The sequence below is a fragment of the Endozoicomonas sp. NE40 genome, assembly GCF_040549045.1.
In the GTDB taxonomy this organism is placed as follows: Bacteria; Pseudomonadota; Gammaproteobacteria; order Pseudomonadales; family Endozoicomonadaceae; genus Endozoicomonas_A; species Endozoicomonas_A lisbonensis.
Genome location: NZ_JBEWTB010000002.1, coordinates 447,856 through 465,265, shown reverse-complemented (window position 1 = coordinate 465,265; position 17,410 = coordinate 447,856). Strand labels below are relative to the sequence as shown.

The window sequence follows — 17,410 nt, the reverse complement described above, 5'->3', positions numbered from 1 at the left end:
TCATGATCACCGATTCCGAGTATCAGGCGCTTAAACGAGCGGTGCTGCTCAGGGAAACTCGCACAGTGGAATTTGAAGGACGTAAAGTGGAATACGCCAGTTTTTCAGAGATGGAACGGCGACTACAGGCGATTGAACGGGAGCTGATTAAACAGCAGAAACGGCCCCGGCAATACGGCGTGTACTCCACTAAGGGGATTTAGGTCATCGCCACAGGTTAGTAATGATGGTCAGTGCCAGGCTAACCAGAATCATTGAGGTAATGGGGATATAAATTCGAGTGTTCTCAGTTTCGATACGGATATCACCGGGCAGGTGACCAAACCATTTCAGCAGGCCCGGAGCGAAGTGCATCAATAGACCAATAGTCAGGCATAGCAGTCCAATAACAATGAGTACTTTAGGCATTAATCATGGTCATCAAGTGCAATTCCGGCAGAAAGACACAGACTCATCACCAGCACTGCGCTAAATAAGCACATTCCAAAAGCGATGGCAGGGTCTTGCCAGAGAGTCGTTTCTGCATACAACCAATAAGCGAGTCCAATAAAGGTCAGTATGGGGAGCCTGATACACCACAAACTGCTCCAGACCCGGAGTCGAAACCAAAGGCTGTTGTCATCAATATCATTCATAAAGTCAGTCTGGCACTGATGATTAAAGGGGGCCATGAGTGCGCCTCATGCAACATATACGCCCCCGGCAATTCGGAGTTTAACCGGTCAAGGTATTTAACGGGATTGCTGGGCTTCCATGTATTTTCTAAGCAGGCTGTTAATACGTGTCTGGTAACCTTGTCCCTGTGCTTTAAACCACTCAAGTACATCGGAGTCCAGACGGATGGTCACAGGTTTTTTAACGGGTACGTGCAACTCGGCCTGATCAAAAAAATCGTCATCCAGCTCAGGGATATCTGAGGTGTCGATCTCATCATCAGACATGGTTTCCAGACGTTTCCAGTCAGTAGCTGATGTTTTCTTCATAACGTTGAATCTCCCGTTTGGTGGCTTTTCGGGCGGAGATAATTCGTATGATGTCGCCCACTTTTTCTGTGTATACCACAACGCCGGTCAGGTATTGGATACGGCCAATAGCCACCCAGCGTTCTTCCCCGTAATCTGCGCGATCATCCACTTTGCAGAGCAGAGGATGATTGAAAATATCGACAGCATCCTGAAAATCGATTCCATGTTTACGGATATTGGCCCGGTTTTTAGCTTCATCCCATTCAAAATGCATGCTTGGCTCGATATTTACATTTGTACATACACAATAGCACAGCCGACAGGAACCACTAAATGGGACTCAAAGAAAGACTTGCAGGCTGGTTACTGCCAGGGTTGAAAAATCTGGCTTACATCTCCGCAGGTCACGGGCGACGGAGTCAAAGCTGGGCAGCTTCGTCATCAGGCCCCAATAACACCTTAACGGGCAATCTCGGCACCCTGATTAACCGCTCACGGGCAGCCATTCGCAATGACCCCTGGGCAGCTTCCGGTTTGGAAAAACTGGTTTCCAATATCGTCGGAACCGGTATCAAGCCCAAGTCGGAAGCAACGGACGACGAATTTCGTAAGCAGCTGCAAGCGTTGTTTCTGGACTGGACCGATGAGTCTGATGCCGACGGCCAGCTGGACTTTTATGGTCAGCAGTCCCTGGCGGTTCGATCCATGCTGGAAGCTGGTGAGTGCTTTGTTCGATTGCGACCCCGCCAGTTAAAGGACGGGTTGAGTGTGCCTTTGCAGTTGCAACTACTGGAAGCTGAGTTTGTCCCCTGGGATTACAACGACGATTTAAAAAGTGGTCACAAGGTTCGGGCCGGTATCGAGTTTAATGGTATTGGCCAGCGGGTGGCGTACTGGATGCACAAGAGTCATCCCACTGACTACACCACTCTGGACACGGCTGATCTGCATCGGGTACCTGCCGAACAGGTGCTGCATCTTTATGAGCCTTTACGGCCCGGGCAGCTTCGCGGACAGCCACTTCTGACTCAAGTGTTGTTGCGCATGTTTCACCTGGACAAGTTTGATGATGCCACCTTGCTGCGACAGGAAATCGCCAACCTGTTCACCGGCTTTATCACCAAACCGTCGCCGGAAACGGAGAAGGTTGATCCACTCACTGGCCGCCCTATTGTTTACGATTTGCAGGGCGTTCCCATGGTGGCGATGGAGCCGGGTACCATGCAGGAGTTGTCACCTGGGGAAGAGATTACCTTCAATACTCCACCGGGGGCGGCCAGCAATTATCCGGACTTTATACGTCAGCAGTTGATGGCGGTATCGGCGGGTATTGGTCTGCCCTATGAAATCCTGTCCGGTGATATGAAAGGCGTCAGTGACAGGGCCTTGCGGGTGGTTCTGAATGAGTTCAGACGACGGATTCAGCAGATCCAACATAACCAGGTGGTGTTTCAGCTGTGTCGTCCGGTATGGAACCGTTGGTTAGACAGGGCGGTATTGAGTGGCGCTATTTCCGCTCCGGATTTTCATACCAACAAAGCCGCTTATAAACGGGTGAAATGGATTCCCCACGGCTGGGCCTATATCCACCCAGTACAGGATGTGCAGTCCCAGAATCTTGCAGTACGTAGTGGCTTTAAATCCCGCTCGGAAGTGGTGTCCGAGCAGGGTTATGACAGCGAACAAATTGATGATGAAATTGCTGCCGACAATCGCCGGGCGGATGAGCTTGAGTTGCAATACGACAGTGATGCAAGAGCTGATCAAAAACAACAGGAACCCAGGGAAGAGGATAAACCCACTGATGAATACGAAACCACTCGATAAAAACAGGGCCTGGTACACCCTGAAAAACCAGTCAGGGCAGCCCGCTGAATTGCTGATTTACGATGTGATTGGCGATTGGGCAGGTCTGTCTGCCCGACAGCTGGTGAACTCGTTGAAAGAAATCGATGCCAGCGAGATCAATGTGCGCATTAACAGCCCGGGTGGTTCTGTGTTTGATGGCATCGCCATTTACAACTCGCTGCGTCATCACCAGGCACACATCCATGTGCAAATTGAAGGGTTAGCGGCCAGTATTGCCAGTGTGATTGCCATGGCGGGCGACACCATCCATATGGCTGAGAATGCGCTGTTGATGATTCATAATCCGTTTAGCTGGGTCGGAGGCGATGCCGAAGAACTGCGAAAAATGGCAGACATGCTGGATAAAACCACCGACGTGATCGCTATGACGTATAGCAATCAGTGCCAGCAGGAACAGGGCATTATTAAACAATGGATGGACGATGAGACCTGGTTTACAGCAGAAGAAGCTGAAGCGCAGGGATTGATTGATGTTATTGATAAGCCGGTGAAAATGGCAGCCAGCTTTGACCTGTCCAGCTTTATGCGCCCTCCTGAGCAAACAGCCAACGAGCCTGAAGAAGATGTTGGTACTCATGCCCTGTCGGTGATGACGCTTTGCAATCAGGCGGGTTATCCGGAAATGGCCGAGCAGTTTATGCGTCAGCAGCTGGGTATTGAAGACATTCAGGCAAGGCTGGCTGAGTGTGAAGCCATCAAGTCACTCTGTACGGCTGCTCATTGTCAGGACCGGGCGGCTGACTATATCCAGTCCGGAAAATCCAAAGAACAGGTTCGAACCGAACTGTTTGACCTGCTGACTCAGGAAGATCACGGCATTGATAACAGCCTGACCCCGAACCAGCAGGAACAAACTATCAAGCCTCTGGTGGATACTCAGGCTGTTTACCACAAACGCAATCAGCAACCTGCTTAAGCCTTTCCAAACCCAGTCCATAAAAAGGAAATTAACCATGCCCGTTATGACAGAGCCGGTTCACGCCGGAGAATTTATCGTGTCCGAAGGAAACAACAGCATCAGCCGTGAGCTGATTGAGCTGGCACCGGATCTGACCCTTTTGCCCGGAACCGTTCTGGGAAAAGAGACAGCCACGGACGTTTATGCCGCCCTTGATCCGGCAGCAGATAATGGCCTGCAAATGGCCGCCGGTGTGCTTTGGGATCATGTCACCACCGATGCTACGGGTGGCGAAGCCGTTATTATTGCCCGGCTGGCAGAGGTGCATCAGGACTTACTGATCTGGCCTGAAGGCATTACCGATGAGCAAAAAGCGTCAGCAGCAGGCGAGCTGGCGTCACTGGATATCATCCTCAGACAGGGAGAGCAGGCATGAGCTTACTGGATATTTTTAATAACGATGCGTTCAGCCTGACCAGTCTGACCGCCACCTTGAACGATATGCCCTATAAGCCGGGGCGCATTGGTCAGTTGGGGTTATTTACCGAAAGCGGCATTAACACCACAACGGCAGTCGTGGAATCCAGAAACGGTGAGCTGATGTTACTGCCCACCTCCGAACGGGGTGCACCAGCGGCTCAGGCCAAAGGGCGTAAACGACAGGTTCGCAGTTTTGTGATTCCCCATATCCCTTACGACTCCACCATTGTCGCTGATGAAGTCAGAAACGTTCGGGCCTTTGGTTCTGAGAGTGCTCTGGAAGGCGTACGGGCGGTAGTGAACCAACGGCTGTCGGATATGAACGCCAATCATGAAGTGACCCTGGAGCATTTACGGCTGGGGGCTTTAAAGGGGCAGATTCTGGACGCCGATGGCAGCTCGGTTATTTACGACCTGTTCCATGAGTTTGGTGTCACTCAGCAAACCCACACCTATAAATTCAGTGACGCTGCAACGGATATTCGTATCCAGTGCGTGAAACTCAGGCGAAAAGTGGACGATGCTTTAGGGGCTCAACCCTATTCAGGTTTAAGAGCGTTCTGCGGCGCTGACTTTTATGATGCTCTGGTGGCCCATGACTATGTAAAAGACTCGTACCACCGCTACCAGGACAGCGCTCTGCTGCGCAACGATCCCAAGTCCGGCTTCCGTTTCGGTGATATTGACTGGGAAGAGTATCGGGGGCAGGTGGGCGATATTCCTTTCATCAAGCCCGATGAAGCTTATGTGATCCCTGAAGACACCGGTATCTTTCGAACCTGGTATGCACCGGCGGACTTCATTGAAACCGTCAACACCATTGGCTTGCCCCGTTACGCCAAGCAAAAGGTCATGGACTTTGACAAAGGCGTCATCGTTCACACCCAGTCCAACCCCCTGCCTATCTGCCTGAAACCCAGGGCGGTGATCAAATGCAAGATGAGTTAAGCGACTTGCACCGACAAGTGCTGGCCACCTTTGGTCAGCCTGTCACGATTATTTCTGATACTGGCTCTCTGGATAGTACCGGCATTATTTCCCGGGAGCTTATCCCTACCGGCCTTAATGATGGTGTGTTGCAGGAGGTGACAGTGATGAGTCTGGACAGTCAACTCGCGATAAAGCGTGGCATTAAAATCACCTCAGCCAGTCAGCAGTGGACGGTTGACCGGAAATTAAAAGACGACGGACATCTGGCTTACTGGAGCATCCATGAGACTCGACCTTGATGTGCAGGGTGATATTGATGGTCTGATTCGTGATTTCAAAGACTCACCGAAGAAAGTCACCAAAGCCATCCACAGAGCCCTGCGTAAATTGTCGCGCTTTGCAGAACGCAGAACCTTGCGGGAAGTGGCCAGGCAACAAGGTATCACCCAAAAGCTATTAAAAGAGCTGGGGCGAGTTCGGGTGAATTTATATCACCACAATGGCTACCAACTGGTGGTCTGGGTCGGTACTCAGGATATCCCGGCGCACTATCTGGGCAAACCGATACAAACAAAAACCGGTGTTCGAACCGGCAAGCACATCTGGCCGGGCGCTTTTGTAATGCAGCCGGCCAACGCTACTCACCCCATGGTGTTTAAGCGCACAGCGAACTGGGCTCATAAGTACCAGCGTTCCCGGCGGTCAGGCCGCATGATGTGGATGGGATTACCACTGAAGAAGCAGGGTTCCCCACTTTACGACAGTGCCAGCAGAGCTTTAAAGAAGCTGGAGCCGGTTCTTTTGGAACGATTCTCCACTTTGCTGCAACAAGAGCTGAACTATGTCTTCAACATTGAGCCCTGAGCACCAAATTGTTAATGCATTAGTGGATCGTCTGAAAAGCACCACTGCACAGGTGTTGCTGGGCTATTCCGCTACAGGCGTGGAACAGGATTTAACTCTGCCTTCCTTATTAGTCCAGCTGGAATCCATCACCGAACAAACCCGCAACGGCACCCGGGCCAAATACCAGATGCAGTTTATTCTCAGTGCTGTGGTGCCAACGGATGAAAACACCACCTATGAATTGCTGAACCTGGTGCGATCCGTTCGGGAATCCCTGAATAACCCGCAACCACTTTGTGAGCAGGTACGGCAGCTAACCTTCTCTGAAACCCAGTTCGATATAGCTCCCGGCCAGGGTCATCTGTCATTTGCAGATATGACCCTGACCATTGAAGCCATCTTTTAACAAAAATCAGGAGACAGGTATGTCCACTATTGATCGCAGCTTTCTTGGCGCAGGCAGCATCCACATCCAACCCTACGACCAGTCCGGGGCATTGCTGCCCATTGGCAACGTCAGTGAGTTCTCCTTCAGTTTTGAAGAAGATCGCAAAGAGCTGAAAAACTATCTGGGCGGTGGAGGTAATCGCAATGTATTAAGCCGGGTATCAGGCATTACCGCCAGCCTGGTCGCCAGTGACTTCACAGCGGACAATATCTCGCTGGCATTGCGGGGTAGCGTCACCGCAGCATCGACCATACCAGTAACGGATGAGCTGTTACCGAGTCACGGTGTAGAGAGTGAACTGATTCCTTTCAATCACCTGCCTGATGTCAGCCAGCCGGTCACCGTAAAAGACAGCACCGACACAGAGTTGGTGGCTGGTGTTGATTACGAACTGGTGAAGTCCGGCATCAAGGTGCTGGTGAATAGCGGCATTGATAACAAAGGGGTAAAGGTCAGTTACACGCCTCTGGCCGCCAATATGGTGCAGGCGTTAGTGGAAAGCGGACGTGAATTTACCCTGTTTATGGAAGGGCTGAACGATGCGCAGGAAGGCTTGCCATTTAATATCCGGGTACATCGGGTGAAGTTCTCTCCGGCACAGAACCTCGGCTTTATCTCTGATGATTTTGCCAACATCACTTTACAGCTGGATGTGCTGGCAGATACCTCCGTCAGTGGCAACGGGTTAAGTCCTTTTATGCAGATTGATCTGGCAATGTGAATCATGGGGGCTGAGTAAAGCCATGCTGTTGTAAGTATTTCTCAATAACAGAAATAACAAATTCGGTGGCAAGTTTCAGATCACAATGGCAATAGATATCGTAAACCCAGGCACCGAATTCATTGTTGTTATAGATCAAAATCAAAAAAGTTTGCAGAAGCAGCTGGTTTTCCTCAGTGAATACTGACAGATATTCAACTAAATAATTCATTACCTCCGGCGTCAGCATAAACCTCACCCCAATGGTTAAAAACCAATTATGGCATCCATTAAAGAATCCGCCTTACGACTGGTGCTAAAGGCGAGAGATACCCTCTCTCGCCCGGTTCAGCAGTCCGCTAAATCGCTGGAAGGGTTACGCCGTAAAACCCGGGAGCTGAAGCAGCAACTCAGCACCCTTGAACAGCAAGACGGGCTTTTGTCGTCTTTTCAAAAGCAGAAAAAAGCGGTACGTGAGGCGGGGCAGGCTTATAAAACGGCTGAGCAAAAAGTTGAACAGTTAGCTCGGGAATATCAAAAGATCGACAAGCCCACCAAGGCGATGAAGCGGTCACTGGACAATGCCCGGAAGTCAGTCATTGCGGCAAACCGGGCATATCAGCAACAGCGGGGAAAATTAGCCGAGCTGCGGCGCTCTCTGGAAAAGGCTGGGTTGTCTAACCGGAAAGTTGCAGAACAACAGAACAAAATTCAAAGAGAGCTGAAACAAACGTCAGCGGCTTATCAAAAGCTCTCTGAAAAATCTAAACAGGCCAACAGAACCCTTCGCAAGACCCCATTCAAAAAGGTGGCCAAAGACGCAGGTATTGCCTCCAAAGGTATTAACGGTTTAGCGGGACGCTTTACAGCGCTGGTATCCGCAGGCGCAGGCTTGTATGCCATTAAGCGAGCGATGCAGGGCGTTCTGAGTGCCGGAGATCAGTTCGAACGATTGGAAGTTCAACTGACCGCCATTATGGGGAGCATTGAAGAAGGCAACCAGGCGGTTGAATGGATAAAAGACTTTACCAGTAAAACCCCTTTAGAACTCCAGCAGGTCGCTGACTCCTTTACTGCCCTGAAGAACTTCGGCCTCGATCCGATGGATGGCACCTTGCAGGCCATTGTCGACCAGACCTCCAAGCTAGGCGGAGGAATGGAACGCCTTAACGGTATGACGCTGGCACTGGGGCAGGCCTGGGCAAAGCAGAAGCTGCAGGGGGAGGAAATTTTACAGCTGGTTGAACGGGGCGTTCCTGTCTGGAGTCTGCTGGAAAAGGTCACCGGCAAAAATACTCAGGAGCTGCAAAAGCTATCCTCGGCGGGGAAGCTGGGTCGGGATACCATCAGGCAGTTAATAGAAGAGATCGGCAAGTCCAGCGAAGGCGCAGCAGCCGCTAATATGGGACTGCTATCGGGCTTGATGGCGAATATGTCCGATGAATGGCTAAAGTTTAAAGCCAATATTGCCAAGTCGGGCTGGCTGGATTACATCAAGGGGCAGTTAAAAAGCTTGTCCGTCACCATTCAGGAAATGACGGACAACGGCAAGTTCGATGCTGTGGCTAAATCCATCAGCGACGGCTTTATCAGCATGGCGGAAAGTATCAAGGCTTCGCTTTCTGGCGTGACTATTGAAGGGTTTGTTTCTGGGATAAAAGACGGTTTCAGTTCAGTCAGCAACGCATTGACTAACGCTCGGTCAGCTTTTGAGATAACCGGCAATACCGTCAAACTGTTCTTTAATGGCTTTATGGTTGGGGTCAACGGCTTCGGTGCCTTGGTATCAGCGACCTTTGCCAGCATCACCAATGGACTATCCAGCCTGTTCAAGGCGGTCAATGCCGATGAAATGGCAGCCAAAACTGCAGCCATCACTGCCACACTGGATGCCATGAGCAATGAGTTTGCTGCGAAGGTCAAACAGGACGCTGCTGACGTTAATGAAGCTCTTGCTAATATAGACGACAGCTATGCCCGAACTAATGAACAGTCCCAGCAGAAAATCCGGCAGCACAACAAAAAGACCATTGACCAACTGCTGGATAATTATAAAAAAGTCGAACCTGCCGTTGAGCAGGTTGCTCAAACCGCAGAGTCAGCCTTTGCTGACGCAGCCGATGCCCTGAAACAAATAGACGCAGCTGAAACCCGGACGGAACTGGTCGACCTGGGGGTAGCACTAGCAGAGGCTTACAGTAGTGGCACCCTCACGCAGGAGCAATACACTGAAGCATTAGAGCGGGTTAAGAAAAAGCTTCAGGAGATCAGAAAAGAAGCGGAACTGCTCGGCGGTGAAATAGGCGACCTAAATGATGGCATTGGCGACAATGACGAAAAACTACAGTCCTTCGCCTCAGGATTAGCCGGAATATTTAACCAGACCACTGCAGAATTATACGCCCTGAGCGCACAGGCTGAAGATGCCTTTCTTGCCATGCAGGGTGCTACAGACATTGATACCACTGACACCTTTGATAAATTAGGTCAGTTAAAGCATCAACTCAAAGAAGCCAAAGAAGAAGCAGGACGGCTTGCCAGTGTAACCGCAGGGTTTGATCCAACGGGTATCGGGAGCTGGCTGAAAGATACCGCAGCCAATGCCGCTTATGTTAAAGCCCAGTTTTTACAGCAGAAAGTGACGCTGGAGTCACTTTTGAGCGGCTATGAAGATGGCATCCTGACTGCTCAAGGCCTTGCCTATGCCGGACAAGAGGCAGCCAATTCTCTTGACCTGCTAAATCATCAGGATCTTGATCGTCTGACCGACGCTATCGACCAGGCTGAAAGCAGTATGGAGCAGTTAGGCGACAGCACCCGCAGTACCCTGGAAAGTATGCAGGATGAACTGGATCAGCTTCAGGGCAAACAGGAATCCATAGAGCGGCGACGGTACGAGAGCCGAAACCGTGATCTTCGAAAGCAGTTGCAAGAAGCCCAACAGGACGGCAATTCGGAATCAGTTAGCAATATTAATCAAGCCCTTAGCCTGAACAGTCAAATCTATGGTGAGCGACAAAGACAAATTCAGCAGGACAAGCTGGAAGAACGACAGCGTGAGTTTAAGAAACTACCTCCCCCACCGCCTCCCAAGCGAGAGTGGCGCAGCAGTGAAAAAGTGATCCGTTTGGAGTATCCGGGAGGGAACGTCAAAGTCGGCATCAACCGCAGCGATGAAGCCAAACTGTTAGAAGCGTTAAAGAATGCAGGAATGAGGTCCATCTAATGACCCTGGATACTATAGAACTGCCCGATGACCTTTTGTGGATCAATGAATACAGTTGGAGTCCTGTCGAGCAAACCACAGAGCGCAGCCTGTCCGGTGCCTTCCTGGTTCAGGAGCAAAGTGTTCAGCATGGTCGACCTATTCAATTATCAGGCAGTGAGGAATCGGGTTGGGTAAACCGTTCAACCGTCGAAGCCCTGCTACAACTCGCCATTACACCCAATAAAATAATGAACCTGACCCTGGCCGATAACCGGCAGTTCTCCGTTATTTTTGACCGCAGCAATAATTCCCCCATCGAAGCGCAGCAGATACTCCCCTATGCCTACCCGGATGACAGTTACCAGTACAGCCTTACACTCCGCTTTCTAACCGTGGAAGCGACAGATTAATCTCAGGAGCTTTTTCAGGAGCTATGGATGAGCATTAATAATGATGATGTGAAACTGTTTGAAAGCCAGCGCCTCAGTGACGAGGAAGACGGCGGTGGACGGGCAACCGGGACTGAAGTCATTGATGGCAATGTCAACAACCTGTTCCAGGACATCTCCAGGATAGACCGCACCATTGGCGATGTCGCCCTGCGTAAAGCCTATGTGGGCATAAGCACCGATAACAATGATGCGTACCTTGGCAGCCATCTGATTCTGACCGAGCCTCCGAAGGATGAAAACGTCAGCGTTCTTTTATTCAATACCGATGACCAGACCGACGAGCGAAAGAATGCCCGGAATCGAGTTGAGGGTTATGTAATACCCGGCACAAAAGCTAATTTTGACCTATTAGGCAATCAGCAAGAAGGGCAGAGAAGTTTTGTCGCTATTCAACGTGAAGAACAGCAACTCCCGGAAATTGGTGAAGTATACCGATTCTATGACCCTAATAATGACAAAGAGCAATACGTCCGATTGACCAAAGTTGATCATAAAATTGAAACCTTCACTTTTCAGGTTTCAGCTGGTAACTATATCGATTTCGAGCGCAGACGGTTAGATATAGAAATAGGCGATGCCCTGCTCTATAACTTTCCCGGTGGTTTACCAAATCCTGGTGGAACAGTAATGCCAGCGGGAGAAGGTGATAAGAGCCTGATCAATAAAACCGAGGTCGCTGATACCTCTCGTTATTATGGTATTCAGTCGACGAGTGACAATATTGCCGTGGGTGACTTGAGTGTAAAGGTCAAGAGTGTTTATGCCCCACTGGTTCCGAGCGCAAGAATAGAAAGCCCGTTAGTGGATCAGTACGGTGGCTATACCGCCAAACGCATCGTGGCGACATCGGGTATTGACCGGCAGCTTAGTTTGAAATTTATCCATATCAGTGGCAATGAAAGCAGGGCATTTCTGCAAACCGGGGCTTTACCCGGAACGGTTAGCCTGACCCTTGATGGCGGAAATTTCAGGGACGACCAGACGGGTCAACTAAGTTACGTCAGTGGCAGTAATCACTTTAAAAGCTTGACTATCGACTATGAAAGCGGCGCAATAACCGCCATACGAAACAGCAGCTATTACGCCAGCACAGCCTCAGCCAGCTATCGACCAGGAACAGGCATTGTCGGCGCTGCCATCAGTGGCACCCTTGAGGTGACTGTTCAGAACCGTGGCTTCAATTACACATTCAACTTTGCCGAAGCCAAGCCAAAACCGGGAACGCTGGTTATCAGCTACATAGCGCTGGGCAAATGGCAGGACGTGAGCGATCCGGGCAACGGGCAGCTACAAGGTTCGGGTAAAGGTAATGTGGATTATGGTACTGGCAGTTTGGCAGTAACCTTTGATGGGCTGCCTGACCCGGACAGCCGGATTGTTTACAGCTACATCACTCAGGCCGATGAAGAGATCACGGTTCGAACCGGAACGGTGCCGGTCGATGATATCGGGTACAGGCACACCACAGAAAAACCCGGCATCAAGCCCGGCTCTGTTACGATTAAATATCTGTCCAGTGACGTTTTAAAAACGCTGACCGATCAGGGCAATGGCTTATTAAGCGGCGATGGTTCTGGATCGGTTTATTATGCGGCAGGTGAGCTGGGTTTTGTCCTTAATGCCCTGCCAGACTCCGGCACTGAAATAGAAATTAGTTATCAGCAAGGTGAGGTCGCTGGTGGCGTTGTGGATGTCGACGTAGACGGCGCAGGGCTTATGACCGGAATCATTGCGGGAGCGCCACTGTTACCGGGCTCGGTAGAGATTCAGTTTGAAGTAGAGAGGGATCAGAATGTCCATAATGGTTCAAGGAGAGCATCTGCATGGCAGAGTTATACGTCAACATATAACCGGACAAAATCTTTCAAGGACAGTGCTCAGGGGGGGTGGTTAAACGGAACCGGCACCATTGATTATCAAACGGGCAGCTTTACGCTGAAGGCATTGGATAATTATTCGTATAGAAACTATTCGATCAGGACTCATTGGAAGTGGACTAACTGGATCATGGAAGTTGAATCTGCAACCACAATCAAAACTGAGCAATTCACCGGCAACACCGTCACCAGCAAAGCCCAAAACAATAGTTTAAGTCACCTGCCGAATACCGAAACCCTGAGCACACCGGAACTGACCATCGACCTGTTACCGTTGATTGAAGATTACCTGCTGCCCGGCAGCGTCATTTTTGAATGGAATGGTGACACTTACTTTGACCGGGACGGTATCCTTTATAAAAACATCAGCACCGAAACCAACGCCGGAGTCAGTGTAGGTACAGTGGACTACAGTGGCGGAGTCGCAACCCTGGCAGTCTACCCAGCTGGTACACTATCAGCAGCAAACATCAAAGCAGCAGCAACCCTGTCGGCAGGATTCTCAGTGAATGCCATGGCATTCCGAACCCCCGGTTCACCGATTAGGGCAGGTAGCCTGCAACTAACCGCCGTCCGAGTAGATAACGCCGATATTATCACCGCAACAGCAGACTTTAATGGTGAGATAAATACCAGTGAAGTTCAGGGGAGTTTTGATACGACAACAGGCTGGTGTGAACTATCGTTCACTGATGGAAGTGACCCAATTCCCGTTATCCCACAGAGTATTCGGTATAACTGTATTATCGAAACCAGCCTTCCGATGGATGCAGACCTGATCGGGCTTGACCCGGTTCGGCTGCCGTCCGATGGCAAAGTTCCGATTTTTCGACCTGGCGATATTGTAGTTATCAGTCATAAGAATGAAACCACTGCAGGAACCCCGACAGCAGGCCAGAATCTTGTGCTGGCCAGAGATCATCAAGCAGAGATCACGGTTCAGGACAGCGGTGGTGTCGCCCTTGATCCGGCTCAGTACACCGTGGACAAACAAGCGGGAACCCTGGCCTTTGCAGACCCGTTACAGCTTCAGGACACCGAGGGTAATAATCTAGCTGCTCCGTTTACTGTAGTGGATCGGGTCGAACACATGAGCGTGGTCAGTGATGCCCAGATTAACGGGGAACTGTCCATTATCGCTCCTGTGCCGTGGGACTTGCCTGCGGGAGAAACCACCGTCAGCAGTGCCGTGGTGTATGGCGACTTACAGGCCAGAGTGCATCACTTTTTTACCCAGAAGGTATGGAGCAACAGCAACCCTAACTGGACAGATGATCCCAAAGGAGATGGCACCACTGCCCAGTACAACACCATCAATTACCCGATACAGGTGGCAAACAAAGGTGCCATCTTCGGCAAGTGGGCGGTTATCTTCACGTCAGGAACCGCTTTTCAGGTAGTGGAAGAAAAGCTCGGTATTATTGCAACCGGCGACGTGGGCTCCAGCACAGCCCCGATTAACCCGGAAACCAGTACACCGTATTTCACCATTCTCGCTGAAGGCTGGGGAACAGGATGGGCAGCAGGGAATGCTGTGCGCTTTAACACCGATGGCTGTCTGGCTCCGGTCTGGATATGCCGGACAGTGCTATCCGGGCAAGGGACGGAGACAGACGATAAGTTCACATTGCAGATTCGGGGAGATGCTGATTAATGAGTGACTTCACCGATTTGGTTAACAGCCTCAAACCCCTGGCATGGTATCGATTGAATGAAACCGAAGGCAGTACTTTAAAAGACAGCGCACGTTTTTATGATGCCAGTATGACCGATGTGCAGTTACAGGAGTCGCTCTCGTTATTTCCCGGCACCTCTGGTGTTCACTTCAATGGCAATACTTCTCTGGCAACAACGGATGTTCACTCGGCACTTCAGATTGTCGGTGACATTACGGTAGCAGGGCTGATTAAACCCACTGGCTCAATGTCGGGATCAAAATACCTTTTTCACTGCAGTACCAGCGGGGAAGGCAGAAGTGAAAATTTTTTATGGGGCTTTGGAATTCGTGATGGCAAGTTTCGGTGGTTCCATGAATACAGTACTGGTTCAAACATTGCCTTAACTGGCGTCAGTTTTGATTTTCAACTGAACACCGAATACTTCTATGTGGCAGTCAGGGATACAGCCAATAAAACCGTTCACTTTTATATTAATGGGGAGCTGAAAGAATCCCTGGCTTACGCATCTGACGCTGATGGCGGTGAATTCTGTCCGTTAATGATCGGAGGCACAGAACCCGGAGGAAGTAACTTTGAAGGCGATGCTGCTGATCTCATGGTGTTTGATTACCAGCTGACCGCAGAGCAAGTCATGGCGCTTTATACAGCAGGCACCAACACAACCATCATTAAACAATATCAGGTGTCCGGAACTATTCGTGAAGCTGACCAACCTGTAGAAAAAGACGTTATCGCCTGTACCTGGGATACCGGCAAGCTGCTGGCCAGAACCCGAAGTGACAGTGCAGGCAACTACCAGCTGATCTGGGAGTCCTATGACAAAGAGGTTCTGGTCGTGGCACTGGATGACTGGGGAAGCGCATGGCAACCCGATACGCTTTATCAGACAGGCGATATTATCAGACCGACGACTTTTACCGGGTACGTTTATGAATGTACGGTATCCGGAACGAGTGACAGCGACGAACCACAGTGGTGGACAGAATCCGATGAACAGCAGGGAATAGGAACGGCACAATTTAAGGTGAAGCCTTTCAATCGTCCCCTGGCTCATGCGCCCGTTATACCAGAGCTTGTACCGGAGAGCTAAGTGGCTTACTTACCGGGCAACGGTCATGATTTCCAGTTCAAGGCAGAGCCTTACCAGCCATCGACAGACTTCAGCTTTTATCCGGAACAGGCGGTTTCTTTTCAAACACCTCCCTCCGTCACCAGTACTTACCAGAGCCAGTGGCAAACCGGGCAATCCCGGCAACAGGTACATCATGCCCTTTATGGCAGTAGTCTGACGATTAATGCTCACAGTGAACAAATTAGTCACCAGGCATTACCTCTGGAAGCCAGAGGAACCGGACTGTTCTGGGGCAAGGTGCCTGATGTGCAGATACGGGTACAAAGTCGCCATGCTGATAGCAGTAGCAAATCAAACCATACCATCCAGCACTGGCATCAACTTCCGGCACAGGAGGCACAACAGGCAAGCCTGTGGGACGGTTCCGCAATACCAAAGGATGAGCAGACAACCCATCCATGGAACGACGCTATCGCCACGGACAGACACCAGACTGAACGGTTTGACTGGGTCGATGAGTACAGCCCGGTTATTGAACAAACCGTCAGTGGCTATACCATTCCATCAGCAAACCTTCTGGGTTTTGCCTTTCAAGGGCAGCGTTACACTCCGGCAGTATCCCCTGACGTTTATTTCAAACTGGGAAGCCGGAGAGCGAACCGGGCTATACAGCCGAAGGACTCAACCAGACACCAGACGTATAGCAGTAACCGAACCCAGGATGAGCCAGTCATTATCCCCTGGGGAGAAGGCCGCAGGCAGCAAGACAACCGCTACACCAGCAAATATGGCGGAGAAAACCAGCCTGAAGAACCCACCAAACCGGAACCTGAACAGCCAGATATCAGGGAGAGCTACCTGCTTATGAATACCGTCAGCATTGTCACCCTGCCCGACAGGACGCCCATAGAGCTGAAAGAGCTGGAGATTAACCTCGACATCGACAGCTTCAGCTGGGAGCTGAGTGGTGAGCTTTGGGGAGCCTCCAGTCTTGCGATGGTAGAGCCTGACCAGGAAGGTGCTAAGCAGATTGAGGTCGATATCAACGGCTGGAAGTGGGTCTTCATGGTAGAGCGCTATACCAGCCGTCGACAATTCGGGCAGGAACGATACACCCTTTATGGCACCAGCCGCACTCAGCTATTGGCAGCCCCTTATGCGCCACAAAGAAGCAAAAGCAGCACCAGCAACATCAATGCAAAGCAGGCCATCAGCGAAGAACTCGCCAATACCGGCTTCACGGCAGAGTACCCAAGCCTGAATGATTACAGTACACCAGACTGGATCATTCCCGGTGGCTCATTCAGCTACCAGAACGAAACCCCGATGAAGGTCATCGCCAAGCTGACCGGCACTGCAGGAGCCGTAATTATCCCTGCCAGAGACAGCGACACTCTCAACATTCAGCCCCGCTACCCAGTCAGCCCCTGGAAGTGGAGCGAGGCCACCATGGACAAGATCATCCCGGCAAGCCTGGTTATCAGCCTTAGCGCCAGCTGGCGACCAGAGCCACAGTACAATGCTGTTTATGTTTCAGGTACCCATGCCGGAGTCACCGTCAACGTGAAGCGGCAAGGCACTGCAGGTAATGAACCCGCACCGGACATCCTGGAAGATTGGCTGACGGAAACCCAGGTGAACACTGAGCGAGGCCGCAATGAGCTGGCCAGGGGAGGTGATCAGAGCATCACTATCTTGGAGATTCCACTGACCAGTGTGGGTACTTCACCAGGCTTAATAGAACCTGGTCAGTTGGTAGAAATTCAGGATGCTGCAAGCGACTGGCGGGGACTGTGCCTGGCTACCAGTATCAGAACAGGCAAAGCGAGGGTGAACCAAACCGTTGAGTTAGAGAGGCATTATTAAGCGGGCATACATTGCGTACAACGGTTGAGGACCGAAAATAGATATGAAATACTCATACCCGCAATAAGTTGGTGCTGTAAGATAGCGGCAAGTTAAAAGTGTGTTTCATTCTTTATGTAT

Annotated in this window: 18 protein-coding genes; 14 read left to right on the top strand and 4 right to left on the bottom strand. The window is 50.8% G+C overall.

Features of this window, described 5'->3' with window-relative positions:
- Positions 1-2 precede the first annotated feature (2 nt).
- Positions 3-203 carry a phage head-tail joining protein gene (locus tag V5J35_RS03095; protein ID WP_354009857.1) on the top strand — a complete coding sequence of 67 codons (201 nt, stop codon included), beginning with the start codon at positions 3-5 and terminating at the stop codon, positions 201-203.
- Position 204: 1 nt separating this feature from the next.
- Here V5J35_RS03095 and V5J35_RS03090 read toward each other — a convergent pair whose 3' ends face one another.
- From V5J35_RS03090 to V5J35_RS03075, 4 genes are read right to left on the bottom strand one after another with little or no spacing between them, the layout of a single operon-like run.
- Positions 205-408 carry a DUF2905 domain-containing protein gene (locus V5J35_RS03090; protein ID WP_354009856.1) on the bottom strand — a complete coding sequence of 68 codons (204 nt, stop codon included), beginning with the start codon at positions 406-408 and terminating at the stop codon, positions 205-207.
- Positions 408-671, bottom strand: coding sequence for a hypothetical protein (locus V5J35_RS03085; RefSeq protein ID WP_354009855.1), 264 nt, complete (start codon positions 669-671; stop codon positions 408-410). The genes V5J35_RS03090 and V5J35_RS03085 overlap by 1 nt, the downstream gene beginning before the upstream one ends.
- A gap of 60 nt (positions 672-731) precedes the next feature.
- Entirely contained in the window at positions 732-983 is a 252-nt protein-coding gene (locus V5J35_RS03080; RefSeq protein WP_354009854.1) for a BrnA antitoxin family protein, read from the bottom strand.
- Positions 961-1,239, bottom strand: coding sequence for a BrnT family toxin (locus V5J35_RS03075; RefSeq protein ID WP_354009853.1), 279 nt, complete (start codon positions 1,237-1,239; stop codon positions 961-963). Before V5J35_RS03075 ends, V5J35_RS03080 begins: the two co-directional genes overlap by 23 nt.
- 59 nt (positions 1,240-1,298) lie before the next feature.
- Between V5J35_RS03075 and V5J35_RS03070 the strand changes: the two genes are divergently transcribed.
- The 13 genes from V5J35_RS03070 to V5J35_RS03010 all read left to right on the top strand — a co-directional run bounded on the left by V5J35_RS03070 (position 1,299) and on the right by V5J35_RS03010 (position 17,290).
- Positions 1,299-2,792, top strand: coding sequence for a phage portal protein (locus tag V5J35_RS03070; protein ID WP_354009852.1), 1,494 nt, complete (start codon positions 1,299-1,301; stop codon positions 2,790-2,792).
- A complete protein-coding gene (locus tag V5J35_RS03065; RefSeq protein WP_354009851.1) occupies positions 2,770-3,750 on the top strand; it encodes a head maturation protease, ClpP-related in 981 nt (326 codons plus the stop codon). Before V5J35_RS03070 ends, V5J35_RS03065 begins: the two co-directional genes overlap by 23 nt.
- A 37-nt stretch (positions 3,751-3,787) precedes the next feature.
- Complete coding sequence (locus V5J35_RS03060; RefSeq protein WP_354009850.1) at positions 3,788-4,168, top strand: head decoration protein; 381 nt, start codon at positions 3,788-3,790, stop codon at positions 4,166-4,168.
- A complete protein-coding gene (locus V5J35_RS03055) occupies positions 4,165-5,160 on the top strand; it encodes a major capsid protein (protein WP_354009849.1) in 996 nt (331 codons plus the stop codon). Before V5J35_RS03060 ends, V5J35_RS03055 begins: the two co-directional genes overlap by 4 nt.
- A complete protein-coding gene (locus tag V5J35_RS03050) occupies positions 5,145-5,441 on the top strand; it encodes a hypothetical protein (protein WP_354009848.1) in 297 nt (98 codons plus the stop codon). The genes V5J35_RS03055 and V5J35_RS03050 overlap by 16 nt, the downstream gene beginning before the upstream one ends.
- Positions 5,425-6,006, top strand: a complete 582-nt coding sequence (locus V5J35_RS03045) for a hypothetical protein (RefSeq protein ID WP_354009847.1) — start codon at positions 5,425-5,427, stop codon at positions 6,004-6,006. Before V5J35_RS03050 ends, V5J35_RS03045 begins: the two co-directional genes overlap by 17 nt.
- Positions 5,984-6,394 (top strand): hypothetical protein, encoded by a 411-nt coding sequence (locus V5J35_RS03040; protein WP_354009846.1) that lies wholly within the window; start codon positions 5,984-5,986, stop codon positions 6,392-6,394. Before V5J35_RS03045 ends, V5J35_RS03040 begins: the two co-directional genes overlap by 23 nt.
- Positions 6,395-6,413: 19 nt before the next feature.
- Positions 6,414-7,157: a phage tail tube protein gene (locus V5J35_RS03035; protein ID WP_354009845.1), complete on the top strand. Its 744-nt coding sequence runs from the start codon at positions 6,414-6,416 to the stop codon at positions 7,155-7,157.
- Positions 7,158-7,416: 259 nt separating this feature from the next.
- Positions 7,417-10,362 carry a tape measure protein gene (locus V5J35_RS03030; protein ID WP_354009843.1) on the top strand — a complete coding sequence of 982 codons (2,946 nt, stop codon included), beginning with the start codon at positions 7,417-7,419 and terminating at the stop codon, positions 10,360-10,362.
- Entirely contained in the window at positions 10,362-10,754 is a 393-nt protein-coding gene (locus V5J35_RS03025) for a hypothetical protein (protein WP_354009842.1), read from the top strand. Before V5J35_RS03030 ends, V5J35_RS03025 begins: the two co-directional genes overlap by 1 nt.
- Before the next feature lie 27 nt (positions 10,755-10,781).
- Positions 10,782-14,327: a hypothetical protein gene (locus V5J35_RS03020; RefSeq protein ID WP_354009841.1), complete on the top strand. Its 3,546-nt coding sequence runs from the start codon at positions 10,782-10,784 to the stop codon at positions 14,325-14,327.
- Positions 14,327-15,442, top strand: coding sequence for a LamG domain-containing protein (locus V5J35_RS03015; protein ID WP_354009840.1), 1,116 nt, complete (start codon positions 14,327-14,329; stop codon positions 15,440-15,442). Before V5J35_RS03020 ends, V5J35_RS03015 begins: the two co-directional genes overlap by 1 nt.
- Positions 15,443-17,290, top strand: a complete 1,848-nt coding sequence (locus V5J35_RS03010; protein ID WP_354009839.1) for a hypothetical protein — start codon at positions 15,443-15,445, stop codon at positions 17,288-17,290.
- Positions 17,291-17,410: the final 120 nt, after the last annotated feature.

Excerpts from the sequence above, each read along its gene's own strand:
- V5J35_RS03035 (WP_354009845.1), top strand. The coding sequence starts at position 6,414 with ATGTCCACTATTGATCGCAGCTTTCTTGGCGCAGGCAGCATCCACATC.
- V5J35_RS03050 (WP_354009848.1), top strand. The coding sequence starts at position 5,145 with ATGCAAGATGAGTTAAGCGACTTGCACCGACAAGTGCTGGCCACCTTT.
- V5J35_RS03040 (WP_354009846.1), top strand. The coding sequence starts at position 5,984 with ATGTCTTCAACATTGAGCCCTGAGCACCAAATTGTTAATGCATTAGTG.
- V5J35_RS03055 (WP_354009849.1), top strand. The coding sequence starts at position 4,165 with ATGAGCTTACTGGATATTTTTAATAACGATGCGTTCAGCCTGACCAGT.
- V5J35_RS03080 (WP_354009854.1), bottom strand. The coding sequence starts at position 983 with ATGAAGAAAACATCAGCTACTGACTGGAAACGTCTGGAAACCATGTCT.
- V5J35_RS03025 (WP_354009842.1), top strand. The coding sequence starts at position 10,362 with ATGACCCTGGATACTATAGAACTGCCCGATGACCTTTTGTGGATCAAT.
- V5J35_RS03045 (WP_354009847.1), top strand. The coding sequence starts at position 5,425 with ATGAGACTCGACCTTGATGTGCAGGGTGATATTGATGGTCTGATTCGT.
- V5J35_RS03090 (WP_354009856.1), bottom strand. The coding sequence starts at position 408 with ATGCCTAAAGTACTCATTGTTATTGGACTGCTATGCCTGACTATTGGT.
- V5J35_RS03075 (WP_354009853.1), bottom strand. The coding sequence starts at position 1,239 with ATGCATTTTGAATGGGATGAAGCTAAAAACCGGGCCAATATCCGTAAA.
- V5J35_RS03095 (WP_354009857.1), top strand. The coding sequence starts at position 3 with ATGATCACCGATTCCGAGTATCAGGCGCTTAAACGAGCGGTGCTGCTC.
- V5J35_RS03020 (WP_354009841.1), top strand. The coding sequence starts at position 10,782 with ATGAGCATTAATAATGATGATGTGAAACTGTTTGAAAGCCAGCGCCTC.
- V5J35_RS03015 (WP_354009840.1), top strand. The coding sequence starts at position 14,327 with ATGAGTGACTTCACCGATTTGGTTAACAGCCTCAAACCCCTGGCATGG.
- V5J35_RS03060 (WP_354009850.1), top strand. The coding sequence starts at position 3,788 with ATGCCCGTTATGACAGAGCCGGTTCACGCCGGAGAATTTATCGTGTCC.
- V5J35_RS03065 (WP_354009851.1), top strand. The coding sequence starts at position 2,770 with ATGAATACGAAACCACTCGATAAAAACAGGGCCTGGTACACCCTGAAA.
- V5J35_RS03030 (WP_354009843.1), top strand. The coding sequence starts at position 7,417 with ATGGCATCCATTAAAGAATCCGCCTTACGACTGGTGCTAAAGGCGAGA.
- V5J35_RS03070 (WP_354009852.1), top strand. The coding sequence starts at position 1,299 with ATGGGACTCAAAGAAAGACTTGCAGGCTGGTTACTGCCAGGGTTGAAA.
- V5J35_RS03085 (WP_354009855.1), bottom strand. The coding sequence starts at position 671 with ATGGCCCCCTTTAATCATCAGTGCCAGACTGACTTTATGAATGATATT.